This is a genomic window from Sunxiuqinia rutila, assembly GCF_050589705.1.
Taxonomy (GTDB): Bacteria; Bacteroidota; Bacteroidia; order Bacteroidales; family Prolixibacteraceae; genus Sunxiuqinia; species Sunxiuqinia rutila.
This window is the reverse complement of record NZ_JBNGOT010000008.1, coordinates 253,136-274,502: the sequence shown is the minus strand read 5'-3', so window position 1 is coordinate 274,502 and position 21,367 is coordinate 253,136. Positions and strand designations below refer to the sequence as shown.

The 21,367-nt window shown below is 44.0% G+C and carries 22 protein-coding genes; 2 read left to right on the top strand and 20 right to left on the bottom strand.

All coding sequences use genetic code 11. The features are described from left to right. Window positions 1-14: 14 nt before the first annotated feature. The 5 genes from ACRD6K_RS12570 to ACRD6K_RS12550 all read right to left on the bottom strand — a co-directional run bounded on the left by ACRD6K_RS12570 (window position 15) and on the right by ACRD6K_RS12550 (window position 4,322). Entirely contained in the window at window positions 15-437 is a 423-nt protein-coding gene (locus ACRD6K_RS12570) for a curli production assembly/transport component CsgF (protein WP_430973517.1), read from the bottom strand. 17 nt (window positions 438-454) lie between these two features. Next, on the bottom strand, window positions 455-940 hold the full coding sequence (locus ACRD6K_RS12565; RefSeq protein ID WP_430973516.1) for a CsgE family curli-type amyloid fiber assembly protein: 486 nt from the start codon (window positions 938-940) through the stop codon (window positions 455-457). A gap of 10 nt (window positions 941-950) precedes the next feature. Beyond that, window positions 951-1,766 (bottom strand): hypothetical protein, encoded by an 816-nt coding sequence (locus ACRD6K_RS12560; protein WP_430973515.1) that lies wholly within the window; start codon window positions 1,764-1,766, stop codon window positions 951-953. Between the two features lie 118 nt (window positions 1,767-1,884). Beyond that, entirely contained in the window at window positions 1,885-2,760 is an 876-nt protein-coding gene (locus ACRD6K_RS12555; RefSeq protein ID WP_430973514.1) for a hypothetical protein, read from the bottom strand. A gap of 35 nt (window positions 2,761-2,795) precedes the next feature. After that, the gene (locus ACRD6K_RS12550; protein ID WP_430973513.1) at window positions 2,796-4,322 is read right to left on the bottom strand and encodes a hypothetical protein; all 1,527 of its coding nucleotides are present in this window, start codon (window positions 4,320-4,322) and stop codon (window positions 2,796-2,798) included. Window positions 4,323-4,892: 570 nt separating this feature from the next. Between ACRD6K_RS12550 and ACRD6K_RS12545 the strand changes: the two genes are divergently transcribed. Continuing rightward, on the top strand, window positions 4,893-5,990 hold the full coding sequence (locus tag ACRD6K_RS12545) for a response regulator (RefSeq protein ID WP_430973512.1): 1,098 nt from the start codon (window positions 4,893-4,895) through the stop codon (window positions 5,988-5,990). A gap of 235 nt (window positions 5,991-6,225) precedes the next feature. On the opposite strand, the gene ACRD6K_RS12540 is transcribed toward ACRD6K_RS12545, so the two are convergent. The 4 genes from ACRD6K_RS12540 to ACRD6K_RS12525 all read right to left on the bottom strand — a co-directional run bounded on the left by ACRD6K_RS12540 (window position 6,226) and on the right by ACRD6K_RS12525 (window position 10,702). After that, complete coding sequence (locus ACRD6K_RS12540; RefSeq protein ID WP_430973511.1) at window positions 6,226-7,302, bottom strand: alanine racemase; 1,077 nt, start codon at window positions 7,300-7,302, stop codon at window positions 6,226-6,228. 497 nt (window positions 7,303-7,799) lie between these two features. Continuing rightward, window positions 7,800-9,239: an NAD(P)(+) transhydrogenase (Re/Si-specific) subunit beta gene (locus ACRD6K_RS12535; protein ID WP_430973510.1), complete on the bottom strand. Its 1,440-nt coding sequence runs from the start codon at window positions 9,237-9,239 to the stop codon at window positions 7,800-7,802. 9 nt (window positions 9,240-9,248) lie between these two features. Beyond that, the gene (locus ACRD6K_RS12530) at window positions 9,249-9,563 is read right to left on the bottom strand and encodes an NAD(P) transhydrogenase subunit alpha part 2 (RefSeq protein ID WP_299579801.1); all 315 of its coding nucleotides are present in this window, start codon (window positions 9,561-9,563) and stop codon (window positions 9,249-9,251) included. Between the two features lie 11 nt (window positions 9,564-9,574). Then, window positions 9,575-10,702: an NAD(P) transhydrogenase subunit alpha gene (locus ACRD6K_RS12525; RefSeq protein ID WP_430973509.1), complete on the bottom strand. Its 1,128-nt coding sequence runs from the start codon at window positions 10,700-10,702 to the stop codon at window positions 9,575-9,577. A gap of 258 nt (window positions 10,703-10,960) precedes the next feature. Here ACRD6K_RS12525 and ACRD6K_RS12520 point away from each other — a divergent pair, with 258 nt between their 5' ends. Continuing rightward, window positions 10,961-11,536, top strand: a complete 576-nt coding sequence (locus ACRD6K_RS12520; protein WP_430973508.1) for a DUF4494 domain-containing protein — start codon at window positions 10,961-10,963, stop codon at window positions 11,534-11,536. A 127-nt stretch (window positions 11,537-11,663) separates the two neighbouring features. Here the strand turns inward: ACRD6K_RS12520 and ACRD6K_RS12515 are convergent, their stop codons facing one another. The 11 genes from ACRD6K_RS12515 to purU all read right to left on the bottom strand — a co-directional run bounded on the left by ACRD6K_RS12515 (window position 11,664) and on the right by purU (window position 21,336). Further along, the gene (locus ACRD6K_RS12515) at window positions 11,664-12,368 is read right to left on the bottom strand and encodes a hypothetical protein (protein WP_430973507.1); all 705 of its coding nucleotides are present in this window, start codon (window positions 12,366-12,368) and stop codon (window positions 11,664-11,666) included. Between the two features lie 355 nt (window positions 12,369-12,723). After that, complete coding sequence (gene typA, locus ACRD6K_RS12510) at window positions 12,724-14,529, bottom strand: translational GTPase TypA (RefSeq protein ID WP_430973506.1); 1,806 nt, start codon at window positions 14,527-14,529, stop codon at window positions 12,724-12,726. Window positions 14,530-14,686: 157 nt separating this feature from the next. Next, entirely contained in the window at window positions 14,687-15,604 is a 918-nt protein-coding gene (locus ACRD6K_RS12505; protein WP_430973505.1) for a diacylglycerol/lipid kinase family protein, read from the bottom strand. Between the two features lie 68 nt (window positions 15,605-15,672). Next, a complete protein-coding gene (locus tag ACRD6K_RS12500; protein WP_430973504.1) occupies window positions 15,673-16,488 on the bottom strand; it encodes a carboxylesterase family protein in 816 nt (271 codons plus the stop codon). A 131-nt stretch (window positions 16,489-16,619) separates the two neighbouring features. Continuing rightward, complete coding sequence (gene hisIE, locus ACRD6K_RS12495; RefSeq protein WP_430973524.1) at window positions 16,620-17,258, bottom strand: bifunctional phosphoribosyl-AMP cyclohydrolase/phosphoribosyl-ATP diphosphatase HisIE; 639 nt, start codon at window positions 17,256-17,258, stop codon at window positions 16,620-16,622. After that, window positions 17,255-18,010, bottom strand: a complete 756-nt coding sequence (hisF, locus tag ACRD6K_RS12490) for an imidazole glycerol phosphate synthase subunit HisF (RefSeq protein ID WP_430973503.1) — start codon at window positions 18,008-18,010, stop codon at window positions 17,255-17,257. The genes hisIE and hisF overlap by 4 nt, the downstream gene beginning before the upstream one ends. A gap of 32 nt (window positions 18,011-18,042) precedes the next feature. Further along, complete coding sequence (gene hisA / locus ACRD6K_RS12485) at window positions 18,043-18,777, bottom strand: 1-(5-phosphoribosyl)-5-[(5-phosphoribosylamino)methylideneamino]imidazole-4-carboxamide isomerase (protein WP_430973502.1); 735 nt, start codon at window positions 18,775-18,777, stop codon at window positions 18,043-18,045. A 77-nt stretch (window positions 18,778-18,854) separates the two neighbouring features. Beyond that, the gene (gene hisH, locus ACRD6K_RS12480) at window positions 18,855-19,454 is read right to left on the bottom strand and encodes an imidazole glycerol phosphate synthase subunit HisH (protein WP_430973501.1); all 600 of its coding nucleotides are present in this window, start codon (window positions 19,452-19,454) and stop codon (window positions 18,855-18,857) included. A 43-nt stretch (window positions 19,455-19,497) separates the two neighbouring features. Then, window positions 19,498-19,851: a four helix bundle protein gene (locus tag ACRD6K_RS12475; RefSeq protein ID WP_430973500.1), complete on the bottom strand. Its 354-nt coding sequence runs from the start codon at window positions 19,849-19,851 to the stop codon at window positions 19,498-19,500. 52 nt (window positions 19,852-19,903) lie between these two features. Continuing rightward, entirely contained in the window at window positions 19,904-20,440 is a 537-nt protein-coding gene (locus tag ACRD6K_RS12470; protein WP_430973499.1) for a peroxiredoxin family protein, read from the bottom strand. A gap of 11 nt (window positions 20,441-20,451) precedes the next feature. Then, window positions 20,452-21,336 (bottom strand): formyltetrahydrofolate deformylase, encoded by an 885-nt coding sequence (gene purU / locus ACRD6K_RS12465; RefSeq protein ID WP_430973498.1) that lies wholly within the window; start codon window positions 21,334-21,336, stop codon window positions 20,452-20,454. Window positions 21,337-21,367: the final 31 nt, after the last annotated feature.

Genomic DNA, 21,367 nt, shown 5'->3' with positions numbered 1-21,367 from the left:
TTGGATGAACCAGTTTAAAAGTAAGGAACCTCAACAGTTGTTTGACTGCCTGTGGCTGCGTCTAAAATGGTAATGTTGATCCCATTAGCCTGATCACCGATTTCAATCTGGTAGTTTCCTAAAGTGTAGGTACCGGCCTGCAAAGCATCTTCTCCAAATTGCTTGGTTACAATTTGTCGGGACAGCTGACTTAGAATTTGCCGATTCAGACTTTCTGTGAAACTTTCCAGTGGATCGGAGCTGTAACGACTATAGGCATCCTCCGTATCTTTAGTGATGTCATTCTGGGCTTGTGCAGAACTCATCAACCAACTGAAGTTGTAGGGATTTCCCCCGAAAGCCGGATTTTTGGGTGTATAAATAAAATCCTGTGCGTATGTTTTTCCTGCCACGAAAAAAAATACAATGATTAGTGTATTAAAAAGAATCCTCATCATTTTTTGGTTTTAAATTTTTAAAATATTCCTGTACCTGCCTGGTCTTCTCCATTGAGTTGACGCATGATCTCTTCGTAGTTTTTCAAATAATTGAAGGTTAAGGTTGCTGCTTGTTCTGAAAGTTGCTCGACAATTTCTTGCCGGGGCTGAAGAATAGCCTGGTAAACAACATTGTCGTTTATCGAAACTACGATGAGCGTTGAAGTCAGACGAAATGGTTTTTCCAGTATGGTTATCGTATAGTTTTTAGCGTCAACAGGCGGCTCCCAATTTGCATAGAACAAATCGTAAAAGTCGCGACCAATTTTCGTTTTCGTATTATCGACGAGTAGTCCGTCGATCTCGATTTCAATTTCATTCTCAGTCTCCTCTGTTGCTTTTTGCGTAATCTTCTCCAACAGTTCCTGCAGTACTTTGGGCGCAGGCTGACTGGTTGTCGAATCGGCCTGACTGACGTTATTCGTTAGGGAGAAGAGGGATAATATGGTTATAATCAGAATCATTGCCTGATCTTTAGGGGGTCGGGAAATAGGATTGGTCAATAATCACTTTCATATCTTGACCGGTTTGGGTGACTTCCATTCCTCCTGTAGTGGATAAAAAACTACTATTTACTTGCAGAGAGAGATTTTCTCCTGTTTGCGAATAGTGGTTTCCGTAGAGCTGGCTACTGCTGGCACTGGTAACTTCCAGCATATTGTTGCTGCCGTTTTGAGCGATTGTTTCAACCAAAAATCCAGCGGATTGATTTTGCTGCGAGAAATCCTGAACCAAATGTCCTTGTCCTATCTGGCTTATCAACAGGTAATTTTTCACCCCCGTTTGGGTTGTGTATATCTGATTGTCTTTACCGGCTTGTAAGGTGATTAGTCCATTGTATTGCCCCATTTGTTTGCTGCTTATTGAGTTGTTTTCAGCTTGTGCAGTTTCCATGGAAAAGGAAGTGTTTATTGCCAGCATTTCCGATAACAGATTGCTATAGTCAGCATTGCCTGAACTACTCCACAGAGTGCTTAAGTAGTTCATCTGAAAACTTAGTAAGGTATTGTTATTTCCTTCCTGTATAAAATTCATGCTGTTTTGGGTCCCTTCCTGGTATCCATAAGTCTGGTTGCCGGTAAGTAATTGGTTTTCCCGTGTTTGACTGATGGATGCCTGGTTGTTATCGCCGGCTTGTATCAATTCAGCAATATTGGACTTATCCTGGCCTGTCCCTATTAATCCTTGAAAACTTTCGAGTCCGGACGGGGCAATCTGTTGAATGCTGATTTGTGCATGCCCGGCAGAAGCGAAAAACATTGAAATAAGAATGACTACTAGTTGTTTCATTTGGCAAAAGCTTAAGTGTGTAATACCCCAGCCCGAAGGCTGGGGATTAAAACCATCAAATAAGGATTCAAGGACTCGCCTTTTTCCAGATAGGAGAGATGGTGGCAGGTATTGCGTTTTAGTTCTGTTGGACTACAACAATATTGTCATTGCCAGATTGTGTTGTGACAGACCAGTTCGAGTCGCCATTTTGAGTAACTCGAGAATCATTGTTCATGCCTGACTGAGTTTGCCATGACTCATTCCAATCCCCGGTTTGTTTAACTTCTGCGTAGTTAATACCGCCAGGAAGTATGTCATCAGTCTGTAGTTGGTGAGCATAGTTGTTGTCTCCGGTTTGCCAGATTCTTTCTCGTTCAAACTGGATGACAATTCCTCCAGCAAAACCTTGTCCTTCCATGATTTGCACTGCTTCGTTTGAGTTTCCCATTTGGTTGGCATAAGCACTGGATTTAAACACTTTGTTTCCAACATCCTGACCAAGTTCCTGATAGATAATGTTGGCATCTCCTTTTTGTATAGCAACAGCAGAAGCTCCATCGCCAAAAATGCTCATATTGACTGTGTTCCCATCTCCTTCTTGAGTGGCATATGCATCATAAGGAGCAATACCGGCTGCTGGTGCAGGAGTGTCAAAGTTTCCAACTTCGAGAATATTAGCTTCATTTCCATCACCTATTTGGTTGATGTAGGCATCACCTGTTGCGTTTTGCTGTTCTACTGAAGCGGCGTTGTCATCTCCTGTTTGGAAAATTTCAGAGTTGTGGGCTTGTCCGCCATATCCATTATTGTACTGGGTAACCACGGCATCGTTGTTGTCTCCAAGTTGATCGACATATGACATATTGCCATCCAACGAAGTCCCGCTTCCGTCAAAGCCTTGGGTGATATTAGCGCTGTTTCCATCGCCATCTTCCATAACTGTTGATACATGCTGTGCCATTGTCATGCTAACGGCAAACACAAGTGCAAAAAATAAACTAAACCTTTTCATGCCTCTAATTTTTAAGTTAATAGAAAAATAATTATTTAATTCTGTGTAACATTTACTGAATTAGCATTGCCGACAACCGAATTGTCAGAGAGGTTTCCATTGCCGGTTTGACTAATGTCAAATCCATTTGAGTTGCCTGTAATGTCTAAGTTGATCGTGTTAAAGTTGCCGGTGCTCGATGCCATTCCAACGTTCGTATTGCCCAGGATATCGATAAGGGCCCAGTTGTCTTCTCCGTCTTGCAGCAGGTCTGCTTCATTTTCGTTTCCGTCTTCGTCAATAAATCCATTGTTTACTGTTCCGGTTTGCGTTATCGATAGCTCGTTGTCATTGCCGTACTGTTTGGCTCTTGCCTGATTGTTAAATGGAGCTCCTGGCCATCCGGAAGAGTACCGCTCATTTGATCCATCGAAAATCTCTCCTGCTTGGATTATTTCGGCAGTGTTGCCACTGTTCTGTTGGTAGGTGCTGGCTGTATGGTTTTGCCCTGTTTGGCTAATGCTTGATGTTTGATTCAAACCCCATTGTGTTATTACAGCCGTGTTGTTGTCGCCATTATAAGGATACACTCCGTTAATTCCAACCTGGTATACCGTGGCTGAACCGTTGGAGCCCCATTGGAGAACTTGTGCATTGTCATCATAGCCTAACTGATTGACGGTAGCCTCATTGAGTTCCGACCCATTTCCCGTGTTGTAGTAGAGGTAATTTTCATTGCCTATTTGGTTTGCTGTTAGCGTATGATAATCCCCATGTTGCGCGTTATTCAAATAGCCATCATCACCAGCATCAATTTTATTTCCCATTCCATCTTGGGCGAGGGTGGCTGTATTTCCGTTACCATCTTGCAGAAGGTATGCTTTATTGTCATCATCAACATTATTTGCAGCTCCAGACTGAGCAACGCTTGCGTCATTGTCATTCCCCAGCTGGGTAACTTCGGCGTTGTGTCCGCCGCCATTCCAGCCTCCGCCTGCCTGAGTGACAAACGAGCTGTTGCCATCACCTTCCTGATATACTTTTACGTATTGATTGGTTCCCCCCTGAATGGTCGTAGAGGCGTTGTTTGAGTTGTATTGCTCTACTTTTGAAGTATTCCATTTGGGATCGCCACTATTGGTTTGGTCTTGCAAGGAGGTATTGGATGTGCCGTCTTGAATCAATTCTGCCGTGTTGTTATAGGCTTTTTGATATTGCTCACCCTTATTGCCTGTTCCTGTTTGGTCTATTTTGGCCATATCATATCCGGGCCATGGAGCAAGTTGCTTTTGGATAGCAATGTTGAGAGATCCATCCTGATCTACAAATGCCTGTTGTTTCCCTCCGGTTCCTCCTTCTTGTTCAATGTCGCTCGAGTTTGCTCCTGCTCCTCCGCCATTTTGTTTTACAGTTGCTTCATTGCCAGTTGCGATGGATGTTTGAAGAATAACCGAACTATTGGTTCCTGTTTGTTCAACAGAAGCATCATTGTTAGGACCGTTTTGGGTAACGGTTGAACTGTTCTGCGCCATTGCCATGCTTATGGATAGCATCATTGTTAAAAGATAAATTAGTTTCTTCATACTTTATTGTTTTAGTTTATGTTTGATTATTGTAAAAGTGCTCTCTGTTTCAGAAAGAATATGACTTGTTGTTTTACACTGTTTTATTTTTCATCGTCTTGTCTGTAAGGACCTTTTCGGGGAGAAATGTACAATGTTATGATAATAAGCAAGGGTTGATCGCACGATAAAATTTATTATCCCCGGTATTTATTTACTACTCAAGCTCGACTATCAAATTTCCAACAATCCCCTGTCGGATTCAATAAGGACTTTTACGGAAAGTGTGTTGCTTGAAATTCAGGAAAAATACGGATTGTGTGATTTAGCGATTTATATTAACATGTGTTCAGTATAATATAAAAGGATGTGATTATCGTAAAAGTATTGTGAGCTCAGGAGGCTGTTCATTTGTCGGAAGAGTATTGGAGGCTTTAAATGAGTCGTTCTGGAAATAAATCGAGAAAAAGAACGAAAAATTGTTTAAGATGTTGTAATTTGAAGTCCCTGATAAAGAGAGTAATATACATAAAAAGATAGATGGTAAAGCCACCCCGTCGGTAGATAAATAAATACTTTGATTACCTGGACATGGCTGTAAAAAAGATTCTTGTTATTGATGATAATAAAGCCTTTTCTAAAACCTTGCGAAATGTACTGAAAGGCAATGGTTATGAGGCTGTTATTGCGGGCTCTGGAGGTGAAGGAATTCAAAAGGCCTACGAGTACGGTCCGGATTTGATCTTATGTGATATTAAAATGGCCCCAATTGATGGTTACCAGGTGTGTAATATTTTAAAAGAAAGTAATTTGACAAAGAGGATTCCTTTCATTTTTATTACCGGCAAATCGGGCTTAGATGAAATACGATTAGGCTTGGAGTTAGGGGCTGACGACTATTTGGTTAAACCTTTTAGAAATGACACCTTGCTTGCTTCCATTAAAACGCGCTTAGAGAAATATGAATACCTGGTTAACCTGGGACGAAGCAAGTATCAGGCTTTTGTTGATTATTCGCCTAATGGTATTTTCCTTTTTGATGGGGTAACTATCTATGAGTCCAATCATGCCTTTAACCGGATGGTGGGGATTCGAGAGTCAGCTCTGACAGACACTCCGTTTAGCGATTTGGTTGGAAAAACAAACTTTGCACGGATTGAGGATCGAATTAATCAATGCATGAATGGTTTGCTAAGTAACTTTCAAGAAGAGGTAACGATTCTTTCGGCTTTGGGTATTCAGGAGAAGTTTGTCCTTTATGTTGCTCCTAGTATCAAATACAATGGTTTCTCCTTATTAACCGGCTTGCTCATGCCGATGAGGAGAAGCGAAAAGGTCGGACATGTAGCGTTTGAGCAATTGGTGACTATTCTTGAAGAAGAGGACATTAGCTTGTCGGATCCTGTTGTTTTGCGGCTTCAAAAGGAGTTTGGTTCGGGAGGAGGGCGTACTGTGGGCATAGACTATGGCCACAGTACTGTTACAGCTGAGGTGGAATTCTCTAGTAGGGAGCTTGAAGTTCTGAAACTCTCCTGCAAGGGCATGCCAATCAAGAATATTGCTGAAGAACTATGCATTTCAGGCCGGACCGTCGAAAGTCATCGGGCAAGCCTTATGGAAAAAACAGGCTCCCGGAATATTATTGAAGTGATTATCTATGCGCTTAAAAATCAGCTTATCAAGATTTAATAGGTAGCTGAAAGTGGCTTGAACTTTTAGTAATCCTAAGGAATAAGTCAAAAAACGGATTCCTTTCTTTTTCTAGATCGGTGCTTCTGAATGATTATGAGCGAATATCATGAATAAAGTCAATAAATATCCGTAAATCCTAAAAATAGGTGTTTGTTAACAGTTTTGCTTTTTTGAAGTGATAAAAATACCGCTCTTGCCTTCCAAGGCGATGTTGCAGCCTTGGTTGAAAGGCTTATTCGGCTTTGATTCGTTTTTCAATATATTTCGAATTCATGATTCTTAAAACACCCATATAATCCATTTCAAATTCGAGAAGAGATCCGACCTGGTAATTTTCCTCATTCTTACCAAGGTCTACCACAAGCATGTCCGATGAGGCTCCGACGATCTTGTGATTTCTATTTTTAAGCTTGATATGGTTTTCATCAATGTCCAGCAAGCCTAAATCAATTAATGCACGATGTGAAGTTGCTGCCTGGTCGGTATCTTCAAAAATAACGGTTTCGCCCAGCAGGTTTTTACCCAGCTCGCCAATGGGACGCATGCGTTTTTCGGTCAGTTCGATGATTTCGGCGTACAGCTGAAAAGTATCGTTTTCCATTTGGTCGAAGGTCACATTGTTATACACATCTGTTCCCAGGAAAAAGGTTTCACCAATTCGAAAGTGGTTAATGCCTTTGGGCAGTAGTCCCTGGAATATTAGAGGCACAGTAACGGAGGCTCCCCCCGAAACATATTCAATTTCTTTGTTGAACTTCGCTTCAATCAGTTGCTCATACAGGCAAAGCTGGACTAGTTTGTCGTGACTTGGCAAAATGCCGTACATACACGTTAAATTGGTGCCAATGCCAACCACTTCAATATTGGGCAGCTTGAAGACGGCATCGTAAAAGTCAAGAAAATCTTCCTGTAAAACGCCTTCCCGTAGCTCGCCGGTCTCAATCATAATGATGACCTTATGGATTTTGTCCTGTTTTTGGGCTTCTTTGGATAAGCGGGTGATGGTTTCAATTTCAGTATTGAAACTGATATCGGCATACCTGACAATTTTGTCGATGGAGTGCTTCGGTGGTGGTTTTATGTAGATGGTCTCAATTTCATCGGATATGGACTTAATCATTTTCAGGTTTGAAACCCGGGAGTCACAAAGTTGCTTAACACCAAGATTGATCACTTCCTCCAGATAGCGCTTGTTGCCACAGAGTAGTTTGGAAACGACTGCCCATGTGATGCCGTTATCGGATAAAAGTTTTTCGAGGTAATCGTAGTTTTTCTTTAGCTTTTGGGTGTCTAAAGTAATGAATGCCATAATTTGTTTTTGCCTTTAAGTTGAGGACGGAGCCTGGTTGAATGTGCTCTGTCTGATTATGTTTTAAATGAGTGTTTTAGTTGTCTATTGGATTGAATCCAGCACTTAATTTATCAAGGGAAGACCATGAATTAAATAGTTGTTCGTATAGAGACAAAATTGAGGTGTTCGATGGCTTTCTGTAGCCGTTTTTCTGTTTGTTGCCTGGTATTGTTGATTCAGAAATAGCGAGAATAAAGATGAATGGTGGCGAGAGTCAATATTCATTGTTTTGTCTAATTTTTATTGCTTGTTCCTTGTTGTAAGGGGTTCTGAGTTTTGTTGTCGCTTTTAAAAAACTACAAATTGAACAACAAGCTGACAGGAACATTGTTTTCATTTTTTTTTCATGAACAATGCGTTAATAAATGAAACGTGTAGTGTAGGAATGAATTGTTGGGGTAAAAAAAAAGCTGCTCTTTTCTTTTAGAGCAGCCTTCCTTGAATGACCGAAAGTCTTATAAATCTTTTATTTCGTTGACGAGTTTCTGAAGCGTGCTTTTGGCATCTCCAAACAGCAGGCGTGTTTTATCATCGAAAAACAAACTGTTTTCAATGCCTGCATAGCCTTTCCCGCGTCCCCGTTTCATCACAATGATATTTTTTGATTCGTGTGCCTTGATGATCGGCATGCCGGCAATCGGGCTGGACGCATCGTTGATGGCTGCAGGGTTAACCACATCATTGGCGCCAATGACAATGCTTACATCCGTGCTTGGCATATCCGGGTTGATGTCCGCCATTTCAACCAGCTGGTCATAGGGAACATCTGCTTCGGCTAGCAATACATTCATGTGTCCGGGCATGCGACCGGCTACCGGGTGAATGGCATAGCGAACGTTTACTCCTTTGGATGCCAGCAATTCATCCAGCTCGTGGCAAACATGCTGGGCCTGAGCAACTGCCAGTCCGTAGCCGGGAATAATAACAACACTGCGCGAGTAGGCCAGCAAAACAGAGGCGTCGCTAAGCGTCATTTCCTTCATGGTTCCTTCGGCGCCAGCTGTTGCTGCATTTGCTCCGCCAAAGGCTCCGATAATAACATTCAGCAAGGAGCGGTTCATGGCTTTACACATGAGCAAGGTTAAAATACTTCCGGCAGCACCTACCAAAATACCCCCAAGAATCATTGCCTGGTTGTTGTAAATAAAGCCAGCCATTGCTGCTGCAATTCCGGTAAAACTGTTCAGGAGTGAAATAACAACCGGCATATCGGCTCCGCCAATCGGCATGACAAACAAAACCCCATAAAGCAATGACACAAAGAAAAGCAGGTAGATGGCCCAGTTGAGCTGAGCCGGTGTTTGTCCTGAAAGTAATATGAAGAAGGCCAGTGCAAAGGTTCCGGCAAGGAGGATTAAGTTTACGTAGCTCATGTAGCCGGCACGAATATCTTTCACTTTGCCATCGAGCTTGCCATAAGCGATCATACTTCCACTAAAGGCAACGCTCCCAATGATGAGGCCCAATAGGGTTACCAGTACCGATCCCCAGTTGCTCATATCGGCATTTGGAAATTCGAGCAGAGCCACCAAGGCCGAAGCAGCTCCTCCGGTAGCGTTGTAAAAAGAAACCAGTTGAGGCATGGCTGTCATTTTTATTTTTCGAGCAATGATCCAGCCAACGGTTGAGCCTACGCCAATGGCCGCCAGGATAATCCAGACATTGGCGGGTTGGATACCGCTGCCGTTGGCATTTTTGTGCAACAGCAAAGTGGTTAGCATGGCCAGCACCATGCCGCCTCCGGCATAAAAGTTTCCGCGCCGTGCCGTTTCCGGATGACTTAGCAGTTTTAGTCCCAGCACAAACAGCAGTGCGGCTACCAGGTAGCTTAATTCGAGGAGTGTTCCTCCTACCGTAAATTCCATTCCGTTATAAGTTCCTAATACTTTATCCATGAGCGCCTCCTATTTCTTCTTCTTTTTAAACATTTCCAGCATGCGGTCGGTCACCACAAAACCGCCAACCACATTGAGGGTTCCAAAGATGACAGCCAGGATTCCCAATATCAATTCGGTATTGATTGTGCTGGCATCGGCATGGCCAACCAGAATAATTCCACCAATGATGATGACACCACTGATGGCGTTGGCTCCCGACATGAGGGGGGTATGGAGAACGGCAGGAACATTGGAAATCACCTCAATGCCCAGGAAAATAGAAAGTGCGATGATAAAGATCGCCTCTTTGTAGGTATAGAAAAAAATTAATAATTGATCCATTATGTTGAATTTTAGGAGTGAATAACGGCTTGGACGCGTTCGTTGATGATGGCGCCTTCGTGTGTGATGCAAGTTCCTTTGATGATGACATCGTCAAAGTTGAGGCTGAACGCACCTTCCTCGTTAAAAAGCAATTCCAGGAAGTTGAGGATGTTTTTACCAAACATTTTACTGGCATCGGCAGGCAATAACGAAGGGTAGTTGGATTGCCCGATAATGGTTACGCCATGTTTTATCACTGTTTTATTGTCTTGGCTAAGCGCACAGTTGCCTCCGGTTGATGCAGCCAAATCGATAATGACAGCGCCCGGTTTCATGGCGGCAACGGCATCTTCAGGAAGTAGCAGTGGAGCTTTACGTCCCGGGATTTGAGCGGTGCAAATTACCACATTGGCTTTGGCCGCATGATCGTTGATGGCCTGCTGTTGTTTTTGTTTAAATTCTTCGGTTTGTTCCACAGCATATCCTCCGGCAGCGGCATCTTCTTTGGCACCTTCCACTTCAACAAACTTAGCCCCTAGGCTCATAACTTCTTCCTTGACGGCTGAGCGCACATCGAAAGCCTGTACCTGCGCCCCCAATCGCTTAGCGGTGGCAATGGCCTGCAGGCCTGCAACTCCGGCTCCGAGTACCAAAACAGTGGCTGGACGGATGGTGCCGGCAGCAGTCATAAACATCGGGAAAAAAGTGGGCAGGAGGTTTGCCGCATCTAGTACAGCCTTGTAGCCTGCCACGGTAGCTTGCGATGACAATACGTCCATGGACTGTCCTTGCGTACTTCGGGGAATCATGTCCATGCTGAACGTGGTCATCTTTTTCGACACAAACTGGTTCACCAAATCAGTATTCCAGAGGGGATTGTACTGACTGAGCCAAATTTGCTCTTTTCGAAAGGATTCAATCAATGACTTGTCGGGAGGATGAATCCCAATCAGAAAATCGGTTTTTGCCAATACTTCTTCGCGGGAGGCAATCGTGGCTCCAGCGTCTTTGTAAGCTGCATCACTGGCCAATGCAGACTCACCAGCCCCGGTTTCTATATAAACCGTCACTTTGCGCTGGCTTAAAGCAGAAACCATTTCAGGTAAAAGGGCTACCCGGTTTTCCGAATCTCCCTCTTTTAAGAGTCCAATAAGCATAAATTGATAGTATTTAGTTACTAATTTTAATGTGCTTGTATCTGGTGCTGATGCTTGGTTTTTTTTTTGACTCTTTTACGAATATAGTTAATTAAACTTCTTTGTGAAATTTAATTGGACATGACTTGCCGGACTTTGAAATGAAGACCTGCCCGAATTGGGAGTTCTTTCATATTTGTGAAAAACTATTTTTGAAAAATCCCTTATAAATCCTTGAAGAGAATATCTTTGCATTTCAATTTTAAAGAATGAAAAGTTATGCAGACTTGGTTTGAATGCAAAGTTAAATATGTGAAAGTTGATCAGGATGGACGCGAACGGAAAGTGTCGGAAGCCTACCTGGTAGATGCCGTTTCGTTTACTGATGCTGAAGCGCGGATGATTGAGCAAATGCAGCAGCTGGTTCGCGGAGGCGAGTTTTACATCGACAATATCAAAAAATCGAACGTTATTGAAATCTTTCCTCACGAAGATGGCGAATACTGGTTCAAAGCCAAAATCGGTATTGTTACCATTGACGAGAAAGCTGGCAAGGAAAAGAAAATTAACAACTACTTTTTGGTTGCTGCAGATGACTTCAAACAAGCTCTGCTACGTCTGGAAGAGGATCTTTCCTATATTTTGGTTCCCATTCAAATTTCAGCCATGAACTTAAGTCCCATTGTGGATGTGTTTCCTTACTTCAAAGATGAGGTGAATGAACCGCTTCCCCCGCACTTAAAACCGATTCAAACGGAAGAGCCTGTTGTTGAAGAGCCTGTTGTGAATGAGGAATTTGAAGGCGAGTCGGCCGTTGAGGAAAATGAACAGTCTGAAGAGGCTGACGAAGAATAAAGCACTCAGCCCTTTCAGGAACCTTTGCCAGCAATGGTTCTCCGTTTAGCCTGATTGGGATGATCGAATAATAGCAACAAAAAGAATCCCGAAAGCACACGACTTTCGGGATTCTTTTTTGCCATTTTTAGTGGGTTTGAGGAACTGTTTCTTGTAGTCCGAACATCACCCTGAAAAAGCAAAACTGGTCACGCTTGAGCGGTTCAAACAAATAGTAGGCCGTGGTTACCCGGCAAATGTCTTTTACTTCAGAGAAAATGCGGTTGACTACTTCCTTGCCTTCCTCGCTGATTTGCTCAGAATCGGCAATCCAATCGAAGCAGGAATTGAATTCACGCAGTTGATCGTCAAAGTGCAGAATCCGGTCCACCAGGCTTAACGGAATCGATTTGCTGATTAATGTTTCCTTCAATCCGGGTGTCAGGTTTTTATGCACCACTTTCAGTAAGTAATAAAGGCTTTGGTAATCCCCGTTTTTAGCTTCGCTGAAATAATCGTTATAGCCAAGTGCTTCAAAAATAGATTTCTGAAATTTCTTATTGTCCTTGAAGTCAACTTTGATCAAGGCGCGAAGCAGGGCTACGTTTCTCAACGAAGAAAGCATCAGTTCGTGTACATACTTCTGCATGTCAGCATGTTTGTCATAGTTATCGGCAGGCAGGTATTTTTCTTTAGCCGATTTTATTCTGGACCGGAGCTCATCGGCATAGGCCTGATTCCAGTCATTTCGAATAAGGGAAAGTTCGTAGATGTTCTCGCTGAATGATTGAGCGATTTTCATGCAGGCCAGTAGTGTTGCATTGGCAGTGGAGCATGTTGTTTTCTCTTCCATGTTGCGTTGAATTTTTGGTTAGAATATTACTGAACATCGAGAAAAAAGTTACGACAAAACCAGCTCAAAAAAAATGCATAACCTATTTATAACGAGAAGTATGTTGTAGAATATGTTGAGTGAGTAATTTGAGTGTGTTTATTTGTTGAAAAGAACTTATGCTTTATTAATGGGGATCCCTTTGTGGGTTAGCCAGGGAGAAAGAAAATACGTACTTAAAAGCATATTAGCCCGGGAACTTTCCCAAAAGCTAGAGGCTTAAAATGAAGACTCCCCGATAAATGACTTTACCGGGGAGCTTCTTTATTTTAGTTCATCCAATGACCTTCAGTCATCTGGTGATTTGCATTTCTGACTAGTAATTGATCTTCGAGCCACGTTTCCGTTCTGCTTCGCGCAGCAAAATTTTACGCATACGCAACGATTTGGGAGTAACTTCCAGGTATTCATCCTTTCCGATGTATTCCAGTGCCTCTTCCAGGCTAAATTGAATCGGAGGAGCCAGCTTGGTTTTTTCGTCCGATCCGGAAGCACGCATGTTCGTTAGCTTTTTCGATTGGGTGACGTTGATCGTCAGGTCATCGGCACGGGTGTTTTCGCCAATTACCATACCTTCGTAAACTTCTTCGCCTGGTGGGATAAAGAAACGTCCGCGGTCCTGGAGTTTGTTCAGCGCATAAGCGAAGGTTGTTCCGGGTTCCTTGGCAATCAACGAACCGTTTTTGCGTCCTTCTATTTCGCCTTTCAGCGGTTGGTATTCGATGAAGCGGTGAGTCATTACAGCTTCACCAGCCGTAGCGGTTAGCATGTTGGTTCTTAAACCGATAATTCCACGCGAAGGGATCAGGAATTCCAGGTGAATCCGGTCGCCTTTGCGTTCCATGTTTTGCATTTCGCCTTTGCGAACTGAAACCATCTCAACGACTTTACCTGAATATTCGTCCGGCACATCGACGTGCATTTCTTCAATGGGTTCACATTTAACCCCGCCAATTTCCTTGTACAACACCTGTGGCTGGCCAACTTGTAGTTCGTAGCCTTCGCGACGCATGGTTTCAATCAATACCGACAAGTGAAGTACGCCACGGCCATAAACGGTAAATACATCGGCTGATGCGCTTTTTTCAACACGCAGTGCCAGGTTTTTCTCCAGCTCTTTATACAAGCGGTCGTGTAAGTGGCGTGAAGTAACAAATTTTCCTTCTTTTCCGAAGAAAGGAGAATCGTTGTTGGTAAACACCATGCTCATGGTAGGCTCGTCCACCGCAATTGGGTCCAGTGGTTCCGGGTTGTCGATATCGCAAATGGAATCGCCAATATCGAATCCTTCAATACCGACCAAGGCACAAATATCGCCATTGCTGACTTGCTCCACCTTTTGGCGCCCCAGCCCGGTGAATACGTGTAATTCTTTAATTTTTGTTCGTTTGATTGAACCATCGCGTTTGCCTAAGGCTACTTGCATGCCTTCTTTCAGCTCGCCACGATGAACGCGTCCAATGGCAATCCGACCAACATAGGATGAATAATCCAATGAAGTGATTAGCATCTGTGGGGTTCCGGGATTGGGTTTTGGGGCAGGGATGTATTCGATAATCGCATCGAGTAACGGTCCAATATTATCTGTTTTGTCACTCAGGTTAGCGGTCATCCAGCCCTCTTTGGCCGATCCGTAAATGGTCGGGAAGTCGAGCTGTTCTTCGGTAGCATCCAAACTAAACATCAGGTCGAACACTTGCTCGTGAACTTCCTCCGGACGGCAGTTTGGTTTATCGACTTTGTTGATCACAACAATTGGCTTCAGGCCCAGGGCCAAAGCTTTGGAAAGTACGAAACGCGTTTGAGGCATGGTGCCTTCAAAAGCATCAGCCAACAGCAAAACGCCATCAGCCATGTTGAGTACCCGCTCTACTTCTCCTCCAAAGTCGGAGTGACCCGGGGTATCAATGATATTGATTTTTGTACCTTGATAATCAACCGAAACGTTTTTGGCCAGGATGGTGATTCCGCGCTCACGTTCCAGGTCATTGTTGTCGAGAATCAGCTCATTCTTTTTCTCGTGGTCTTTGATGGCTGTACAATGGTAAATTAACTTGTCCACCAAGGTCGTTTTGCCGTGGTCAACGTGTGCGATAATCGCGATGTTTCTAATCTTCTGCATATAGTCTCCAAAATTGAGGCGCAAAGTTAATCGATTTTCGGCTTTTTGCTGCTCCTCATTCAATTAATTGACGGTAACTTAACAAGGAATTTCCGAATTGGTTTAATTCCTGAAAATGAAATTATTGCTTTGGGTATTTCAAGCCATAAATAATGGACTAAACGGATTTTTCGCTGCTTTTGCTATTGTTGCAAAACTTGGTATTTCCAGTGTCTGCAACCTTGATTTTTTGTGTGCTGATTTCAATTTTCACCGGGCTTTCCAATAAAATGGGGTCACCATCCCGGTGAAACTGCCTGGCTGAAGTTTTTAGGGTAATGGGACCGGCAGTAGATCGGTAGCTTAGGTGTTCAGAGCTTTTGAGTGTTCCGAGAAAAAGGCGCAACGAAAAAAGCACGAATGCCCACAGGGACATGGGGCGGACCAAAACGAGTTCAAGGAGTCCGTCGGTCGGATTGGCTTGCGAAGCGATACGGGCACCGTAGCCAAACTGGGCCGTATTGGCTAGGTTGATCATGAAAAAACGGCCGTTGATGGTTTCATTCTCCAGTTCAATGCTTGCCTGTATGGGGTTGTATTGCCAAAAGACACGGATGGAGCTGAACAGGTAATTCCAAAAGCCACGCCCAGGGAGTTTGGCAAAATCATGAGCGACCTCACCGTCGTAGCCAACGCCGGACACATGCATGCTGACCTGCCCATTTATAAGCATGGCATCGGTTGTCAGGTTTTTGCCGCTTGCAATAGCCGCCATTAACTGGTTCAGGTTTTTGTTGAAGCCAAATTCACGGGCAAAGCCATTGCCTGATCCTGCCGGGTAAACGGCCAGCTTTTTATCGCTACCCAAGAGGGCCGTTGCCATTTCATTCACCGTACCATCTCCTCCAACGGCAACAAAAACATCGTGACGGTCAAATTCTTCCTGAATAATTTGAACGCTGTGCCGGGGATAAGTTGTTTCCCGTATCGTTATGTTTTCCTGACGGGCTTCAAGTTTTCGCCGTAACTGACGTGTTTTGCGCTTGCCGGCATTTGGATTGACAATGACTAGAATGTTGGGTTTGTTCCGACTCATATAGCTACTCTGCTTATCCAGAATTAGGAGTTCAAGTTAGCATAAAAAACCGTTTGTCCGGATGCCAATTAAAGGTCTTCCGAAGGAAAATCTTCGTGCAGTTTTAATTCAATGGCCTGTCGTCCCGGAAGCGGTATTTCAGCCAGCTGAATTGGCTTGATCTTAGTTGGCACATTGCCGGCTTGGTTTAAAGGACGAAGGGTAAATTGTGAAAACCATTCGTAGAGACGGTCATCATTGTAAACCCGGTGAATGTCATGTCCTTTTCCGGCCAACCGGCTGTAGGTAACGGGAGCCTCCCGTTTTTCAAGGGCCTTAACCATGCGGTCGGAACGGGAAACAGGGACCTGCTTATCCTTAGCGCCGTGAAACACCCAAATGGGGAGATGAGTCAGGTGGTCGGCCCATTCATCTTTGGCGCCACCGCAAAGCGGAGCAATGGCTGCAAACTTATGCGGATAACGGTTGGCCAGTTCCCAGGTGCCAAAACCACCCAAGCTCATTCCGGTCAGGTAAACGCGTGTGGAGTCAATGCGGTATTGCGCGTTGATTTCAGCATAAATGGTGTCGAACCAGTTTTCGCTGGCCCAGTTCTTTCCCCAGGGACACTGGGGAGCTACAACAATAAAATCAAGTTTTTTGCCTTTATCCAGAAAGTAGGGGAGCCCGTATTGTTTAACCCGGTTGATGTTGGTGCCGGAAACGGAACGTCCGTGCAGGTAAAAAATGACAGGAAGCAGTTGGTTCTTCAAGCTGTCGTAATTTTCAGGAAGAAAAGTCAGGTAGTTGTACCTGACTTTTGGGGCTTTATTTTGTGCTTCTGCTTGTTTGTTGGGCAGCCAAAGTAAATTGGCTAGCAGAAAGATAATCACTATTCGATGCATGTTTTCTAAACTAGTAAACGTGCGAAGATAGAAAATAGGCCGTTTGGTGGTTTGAAGCTTAACGCTTTTTCACCAGACCTTTGCAATCGTTAACAATTCCGGATGCATTTACTGCTCACGGGCAGTCAGCTTTATTTGTGCCTTTTCTTTAGCTCGCGTGCCAAATCTTCAATGCGGTAACCTTTGTGCGTAAGCAGCACGATGAGGTGATACAACAAGTCGGCGCCTTCGTACAGAAAGTTTTCATCGTCGTTGGCCATGGCTCCAATGATGGTTTCAACGGCTTCCTCGCCAACTTTCTGAGTAATGGTGCGGGTTCCTTTGGTAAACAAGGAGGTGGTGTACGATCCTTCGGGCATTTCTTCCTTACGTTTGTCAATGAAGTCCTGCAGGTGCTTCAGAAAGGCCAAATCATCCGGCTCGTTGGTTTCGTTCCAGCAGGTGTCGCTGCCCGTATGGCAAACAGGGCCAACCGGATCTACTTTAATCAGCAGCGTGTCGTTATCGCAATCCGAAGCCATGGACACCACATTCAGAAAGTTTCCACTTTCTTCGCCTTTGGTCCACAGCCGGTTTTTGGTACGGCTGAAAAAGGTTACTTTACCGGTTTCTTCGGTTTTTGCCAGTGCTTCTTCATTCATAAATCCCAGCATCAGTACTTTGCTGGTTTTGTCATCCTGAATGATGGCCGGGATCAGGCCGTTTTGTTTTGAAAAATCTAATGCTTTATTCATGTTGTCGTTCTTATTTTTTCTGTCGTCTGAATTTATGATCTTACCGCAATGCCTTTGTCCCGTAGGTAGGCTTTCAAATCGGGAATCGCAATTTCCTTGTAGTGAAAAATGCTGGCCGCCAATCCGGCATCGGCTTTCCCTTTGGTGAACACATCGACAAAGTGATCCATATTGCCGGCACCACCCGAGGCGATGATTGGAATTTTTAGCATGTCAGCCATTCGGGCCAGTTCGTCGTTGGCAAAACCCGCTTTGGTGCCATCATGATTCATCGAGGTGAACAGGATTTCTCCCGCCCCCCGGTCTTCGGCTTCTTTGGCCCAGCTAAACAGTTCTTTGTCGGTCGGTATGCGGCCGCCATTAACGGTTACGGTCCAATGGTTTTCGTAGTTTTTGGCATCGATGGCTACCACCACAAACTGGGTTCCGAAGTTCTTTGCCAAGTCGTTAATCAGTTGTGGGTTGCGGACTGCGGAGGAATTAATGCTGACTTTGTCGGCTCCGGCACTCAGCAAGGCTTCGGCATCTTTAATCTCGCTGATTCCACCTCCAACGGTGAATGGGATATTTATCTCGCGAGCAATGCGTTTCACAAGCTCCACAAAGGTTTTACGTCCTTCGTGGGTGGCTGTGATGTCGAGGAAAACCAGTTCGTCGGCTCCTTGTTCTGCGTACAACGCACCCAGTTCTACCGGGTCGCCTACCGATTGAATATTGACAAAGTTCACGCCTTTTACGGTCTGACCGTCTTTAATATCCAGGCATGGTATGATTCGTTTTGCTAACATGTTTGAGTTTACAGTTTCAAGTTCAACGGAAATTACGCTGAGATAAATTTGCTAATTTCTTTCAGGCTAATCTTGTTCTCATAAATCGCTTTTCCGGTAATTACCCCGGGAACGCCCATTTCATCTAGTTCGTGAATGTCTTTCATGGTGGCAATTCCGCCGCTGGCAATCAGTTCCAGCCCTTCAAACTGCGCCATGATTTCTTTGTATAAGTCAATGCTGGGGCCGGTAAGCATGCCATCGCGGGCAATATCGGTCGAGATTACTTTTTGAATGCCTTGGCTGGTGTAACTTGCAATGAAATCAAGAATGGATAATTCGGAAACTTCCTGCCAGCCACTGACGGCAATTTTTTTGTCTTTAGCGTCGGCTCCCAAAATAATTTTTCCGGCACCGTAATTTTCGATCCAGCTTAAAAAAGTCTCGCGATTTTTAACAGCAATACTCCCGCCGGTAACCATTTGAGCGCCGCTTTCAAATGCAATTTTAAGGTCTTCGTCAGATTTTAGTCCACCACCAAAATCAACAACCAGGTTGGTTTTTCCGGCAATGATTTCCAATACCTTGTAGTTTACTATGTGCTGGGCTTTGGCGCCATCCAAATCAACCAAATGTAAGCGGGTAATACCGGCATCTTCAAACATTTTGGCTACTTCCAATGGATTTTCGTTATAAACCGTTTTCTGGTTGTAATCGCCTTGTGAAAGTCGCACGCACTTGGCGTCAATCAGGTCAATGGCGGGGATGATGGTTATCTTGTTGTTCATAGGTACAAAGTTCATGCGTACATAAGGAGTTTAATTTTGCTCATGTACTTATGTACACAGGCACTTATGCACTTTTTTTACAAATTCAAAAAGTTCTCTAATATTCTGGCACCAACAGGGCCACTCTTTTCTGGATGAAACTGGGTGGCGTAAAAATTGTCCTTGTGTAAAGCAGCACTGAATGGATTGATGTAATTCGTTTCCGCCGCTGTGTGCTCCCCAACCGTGGCATAATACGAATGCACGAAATAGACAAACTGTTGGTCGAGGGATTGGTCGAATAAATCACTTTTCAAGTTGCTGATGGTGTTCCATCCCATGTGCGGAACTTTGGTGATATATTCCATACCAGGCTTAGGAGTAAACCGCTTTACCTTTTCTTCAAAAATGCCCAGGCAGGGCGTATTGCCTTCTTCCGAATGGCTGCACATGAGCTGCAACCCCAGACAGATACCCAGTACGGGTTGTTTGAGCGAAGGAATAAGCAAGTCCAGTCTTTCTTTTTTCAAAAAAGCCATGGTGGTGCTGGCTTCACCCACACCGGGAAAAATGACTTTATCGGCTGCCCGTATTTTTTCATGGTCCCCGGTAATTTCCGCCTGAATACCCAAGCGTAACAAAGCGTTGCTGACCGACTCGATGTTTCCGGCGTTGTATTTGATAATGACGATGTTCATATGTTTTTAGTGCATAAGTACATGAGCACATAAGTACTCAGAATTATTCCATTAGTTTTTTCTCTAATCCTCGAAGCAGTGCTTCGATCTCTTTTGTTTGCTGGTACATGAGTTCGAAATCCGATAAGTTTAAATAACCTATGTTTTTTGATATTTCAAGTTGTGTTTGGCATTCATAGAGAGAGCCAATTGAAATTCGGATATAACGGATAAATTCGTTATTGCCTTTTCTTCCAAAACCTTCTGCAAGATTGCTTGGAATGGATGTGGCTGCCCTACGGATTTGCGAGGTCAATCCAAACAATTCCTCTCGCGGAAAAGTAAGCGTTGTTTTGTATACATCAGTCACAAAAAACATGGCCTTTTGCCAAGCAATAAATTCACGGTAAGTCTTCATGTTAACTATTTTATAGGTGAACGGATGAACTGATGTACGTGGTACTTTTGTACTATTTTAACAGTTTATCAATTACAGCTTTCATCTCGTTAAACTCCTCTTCTTTGTAAAGCCGGGTCATGTATACAATTTTACCCTCCCTGTCGATGATGACATTGCGGGTTACGCCAGCTCCTTTTTCAGCATAGCTGTAGAAGATTTTACCTTCAGGATCGAGCAGTAGAGGATAGCTTACCGGAATTTGATCAGCGAACTTTTGCACTTTTTCCAGGGGTTCATCCAAGTCGATTCCGAATAAGGCAAAATCCTCCTTGTTCTTATGCTTTTGCCAGATGTCTTTTTCAATATGTGGCATTTCTTTTCGGCAAACGCCACACCAGCTTGCTGTAAATTGCAGCATAACTACCTTTCCTTTGAAATCGGAAAGGCGAACGGTTCTTCCTTCGGCAGAAACCGTTGTGAAATCAGGAGCTTGTTGCCCAATTTTAACGATGTATCCGTAGTCAGCCGGAATTTCTTTTTGCACCACTTGTGCCTGTGTGGAAATGGTCAATGTACTCATCAATAGGATAAAAGTGAATAGTTTCATGTTGAATGTTTTTAATGAAAAACGACCGTTCGGTTGTTGTATACGAGTATTTTTCGTTGCAGGTGCTTGAAAACGGCATTGGAAAGTACAATTTTCTCCAGATCACGTCCTTTGCGAATCAGGCTTTTGACGGTGTCAACATGACTGCAGCGGGTTACGCCTTGGTCAATGATCGGGCCGGCATCCAAGTCGCTGGTCACGTAGTGGCTGGTGGCACCAATTAGTTTTACGCCACGGGCATGTGCGGCGTGGTAGGGCTTGGCTCCGGCAAAGGCCGGCAAAAATGAATGGTGAATGTTGATAATCCGGTTGGGATACTGCGCCACCATATCTTTCGACAAAATTTGCATGTAACGGGCCAATACGATGAAGTCAATTTTATAGTCCTGCAGCAACTGCAGCTCCAGTGCTTCCTGCTCGGCTTTGTTTTCAGCTGTAATCGGAATGTAATGATAATCGATACCGAAACGCTCAGCTACAGGCCGCATGGTTTCGTGGTTGCTAATGATGACAGGAATTTCAACATCCCACTCTCCGGCTGTGTAGCGCGATAGAATATCGAACAGGCAGTGCGACATTTTAGAAACAAAAATGGCCATGCGTGGCACATCTTCTGAAAAGTAAATTTTCCAGTTCATTTCCAGCTTGGATCCAATCAGGGTGTCGAAATATTCAGCGATTTTATCGGCCGGGATGGCAAAGTCATTCAATTCCCATTCTACCCGCATGTAAAAAATCTTTTCTACCCGGTCCACATGCTGGTCGAGGTTGATGATGTTGCCGTTATTCTTGTTCAGAAATTCGGTAACCGTTGCTAATATTCCCTGTTTGTCAGGACAGTGAATCAGTAAAATAGCCGTGTTTTTCTTCTCACGGAGCGGTTTTATGCTTTTCATTGTTTATTTCGTTTGACTCAAAGACTCCGGG

Excerpts from the sequence above, each read along its gene's own strand:
- ACRD6K_RS12550 (WP_430973513.1), bottom strand. The coding sequence starts at position 4,322 with ATGAAGAAACTAATTTATCTTTTAACAATGATGCTATCCATAAGCATG.
- ACRD6K_RS12505 (WP_430973505.1), bottom strand. The coding sequence starts at position 15,604 with ATGAGTCGGAACAAACCCAACATTCTAGTCATTGTCAATCCAAATGCC.
- ACRD6K_RS12515 (WP_430973507.1), bottom strand. The coding sequence starts at position 12,368 with ATGGAAGAGAAAACAACATGCTCCACTGCCAATGCAACACTACTGGCC.
- hisH (WP_430973501.1), bottom strand. The coding sequence starts at position 19,454 with ATGAACATCGTCATTATCAAATACAACGCCGGAAACATCGAGTCGGTC.
- ACRD6K_RS12470 (WP_430973499.1), bottom strand. The coding sequence starts at position 20,440 with ATGAAACTATTCACTTTTATCCTATTGATGAGTACATTGACCATTTCC.
- purU (WP_430973498.1), bottom strand. The coding sequence starts at position 21,336 with ATGAAAAGCATAAAACCGCTCCGTGAGAAGAAAAACACGGCTATTTTA.
- ACRD6K_RS12555 (WP_430973514.1), bottom strand. The coding sequence starts at position 2,760 with ATGAAAAGGTTTAGTTTATTTTTTGCACTTGTGTTTGCCGTTAGCATG.
- ACRD6K_RS12545 (WP_430973512.1), top strand. The coding sequence starts at position 4,893 with ATGGCTGTAAAAAAGATTCTTGTTATTGATGATAATAAAGCCTTTTCT.
- ACRD6K_RS12520 (WP_430973508.1), top strand. The coding sequence starts at position 10,961 with ATGCAGACTTGGTTTGAATGCAAAGTTAAATATGTGAAAGTTGATCAG.
- ACRD6K_RS12560 (WP_430973515.1), bottom strand. The coding sequence starts at position 1,766 with ATGAAACAACTAGTAGTCATTCTTATTTCAATGTTTTTCGCTTCTGCC.
- ACRD6K_RS12570 (WP_430973517.1), bottom strand. The coding sequence starts at position 437 with ATGATGAGGATTCTTTTTAATACACTAATCATTGTATTTTTTTTCGTG.
- hisA (WP_430973502.1), bottom strand. The coding sequence starts at position 18,777 with ATGAACAACAAGATAACCATCATCCCCGCCATTGACCTGATTGACGCC.
- ACRD6K_RS12535 (WP_430973510.1), bottom strand. The coding sequence starts at position 9,239 with ATGGATAAAGTATTAGGAACTTATAACGGAATGGAATTTACGGTAGGA.
- ACRD6K_RS12540 (WP_430973511.1), bottom strand. The coding sequence starts at position 7,302 with ATGGCATTCATTACTTTAGACACCCAAAAGCTAAAGAAAAACTACGAT.
- ACRD6K_RS12525 (WP_430973509.1), bottom strand. The coding sequence starts at position 10,702 with ATGCTTATTGGACTCTTAAAAGAGGGAGATTCGGAAAACCGGGTAGCC.
- ACRD6K_RS12475 (WP_430973500.1), bottom strand. The coding sequence starts at position 19,851 with ATGAAGACTTACCGTGAATTTATTGCTTGGCAAAAGGCCATGTTTTTT.
- typA (WP_430973506.1), bottom strand. The coding sequence starts at position 14,529 with ATGCAGAAGATTAGAAACATCGCGATTATCGCACACGTTGACCACGGC.
- hisF (WP_430973503.1), bottom strand. The coding sequence starts at position 18,010 with ATGTTAGCAAAACGAATCATACCATGCCTGGATATTAAAGACGGTCAG.
- ACRD6K_RS12500 (WP_430973504.1), bottom strand. The coding sequence starts at position 16,488 with ATGCATCGAATAGTGATTATCTTTCTGCTAGCCAATTTACTTTGGCTG.
- ACRD6K_RS12565 (WP_430973516.1), bottom strand. The coding sequence starts at position 940 with ATGATTCTGATTATAACCATATTATCCCTCTTCTCCCTAACGAATAAC.
- ACRD6K_RS12530 (WP_299579801.1), bottom strand. The coding sequence starts at position 9,563 with ATGGATCAATTATTAATTTTTTTCTATACCTACAAAGAGGCGATCTTT.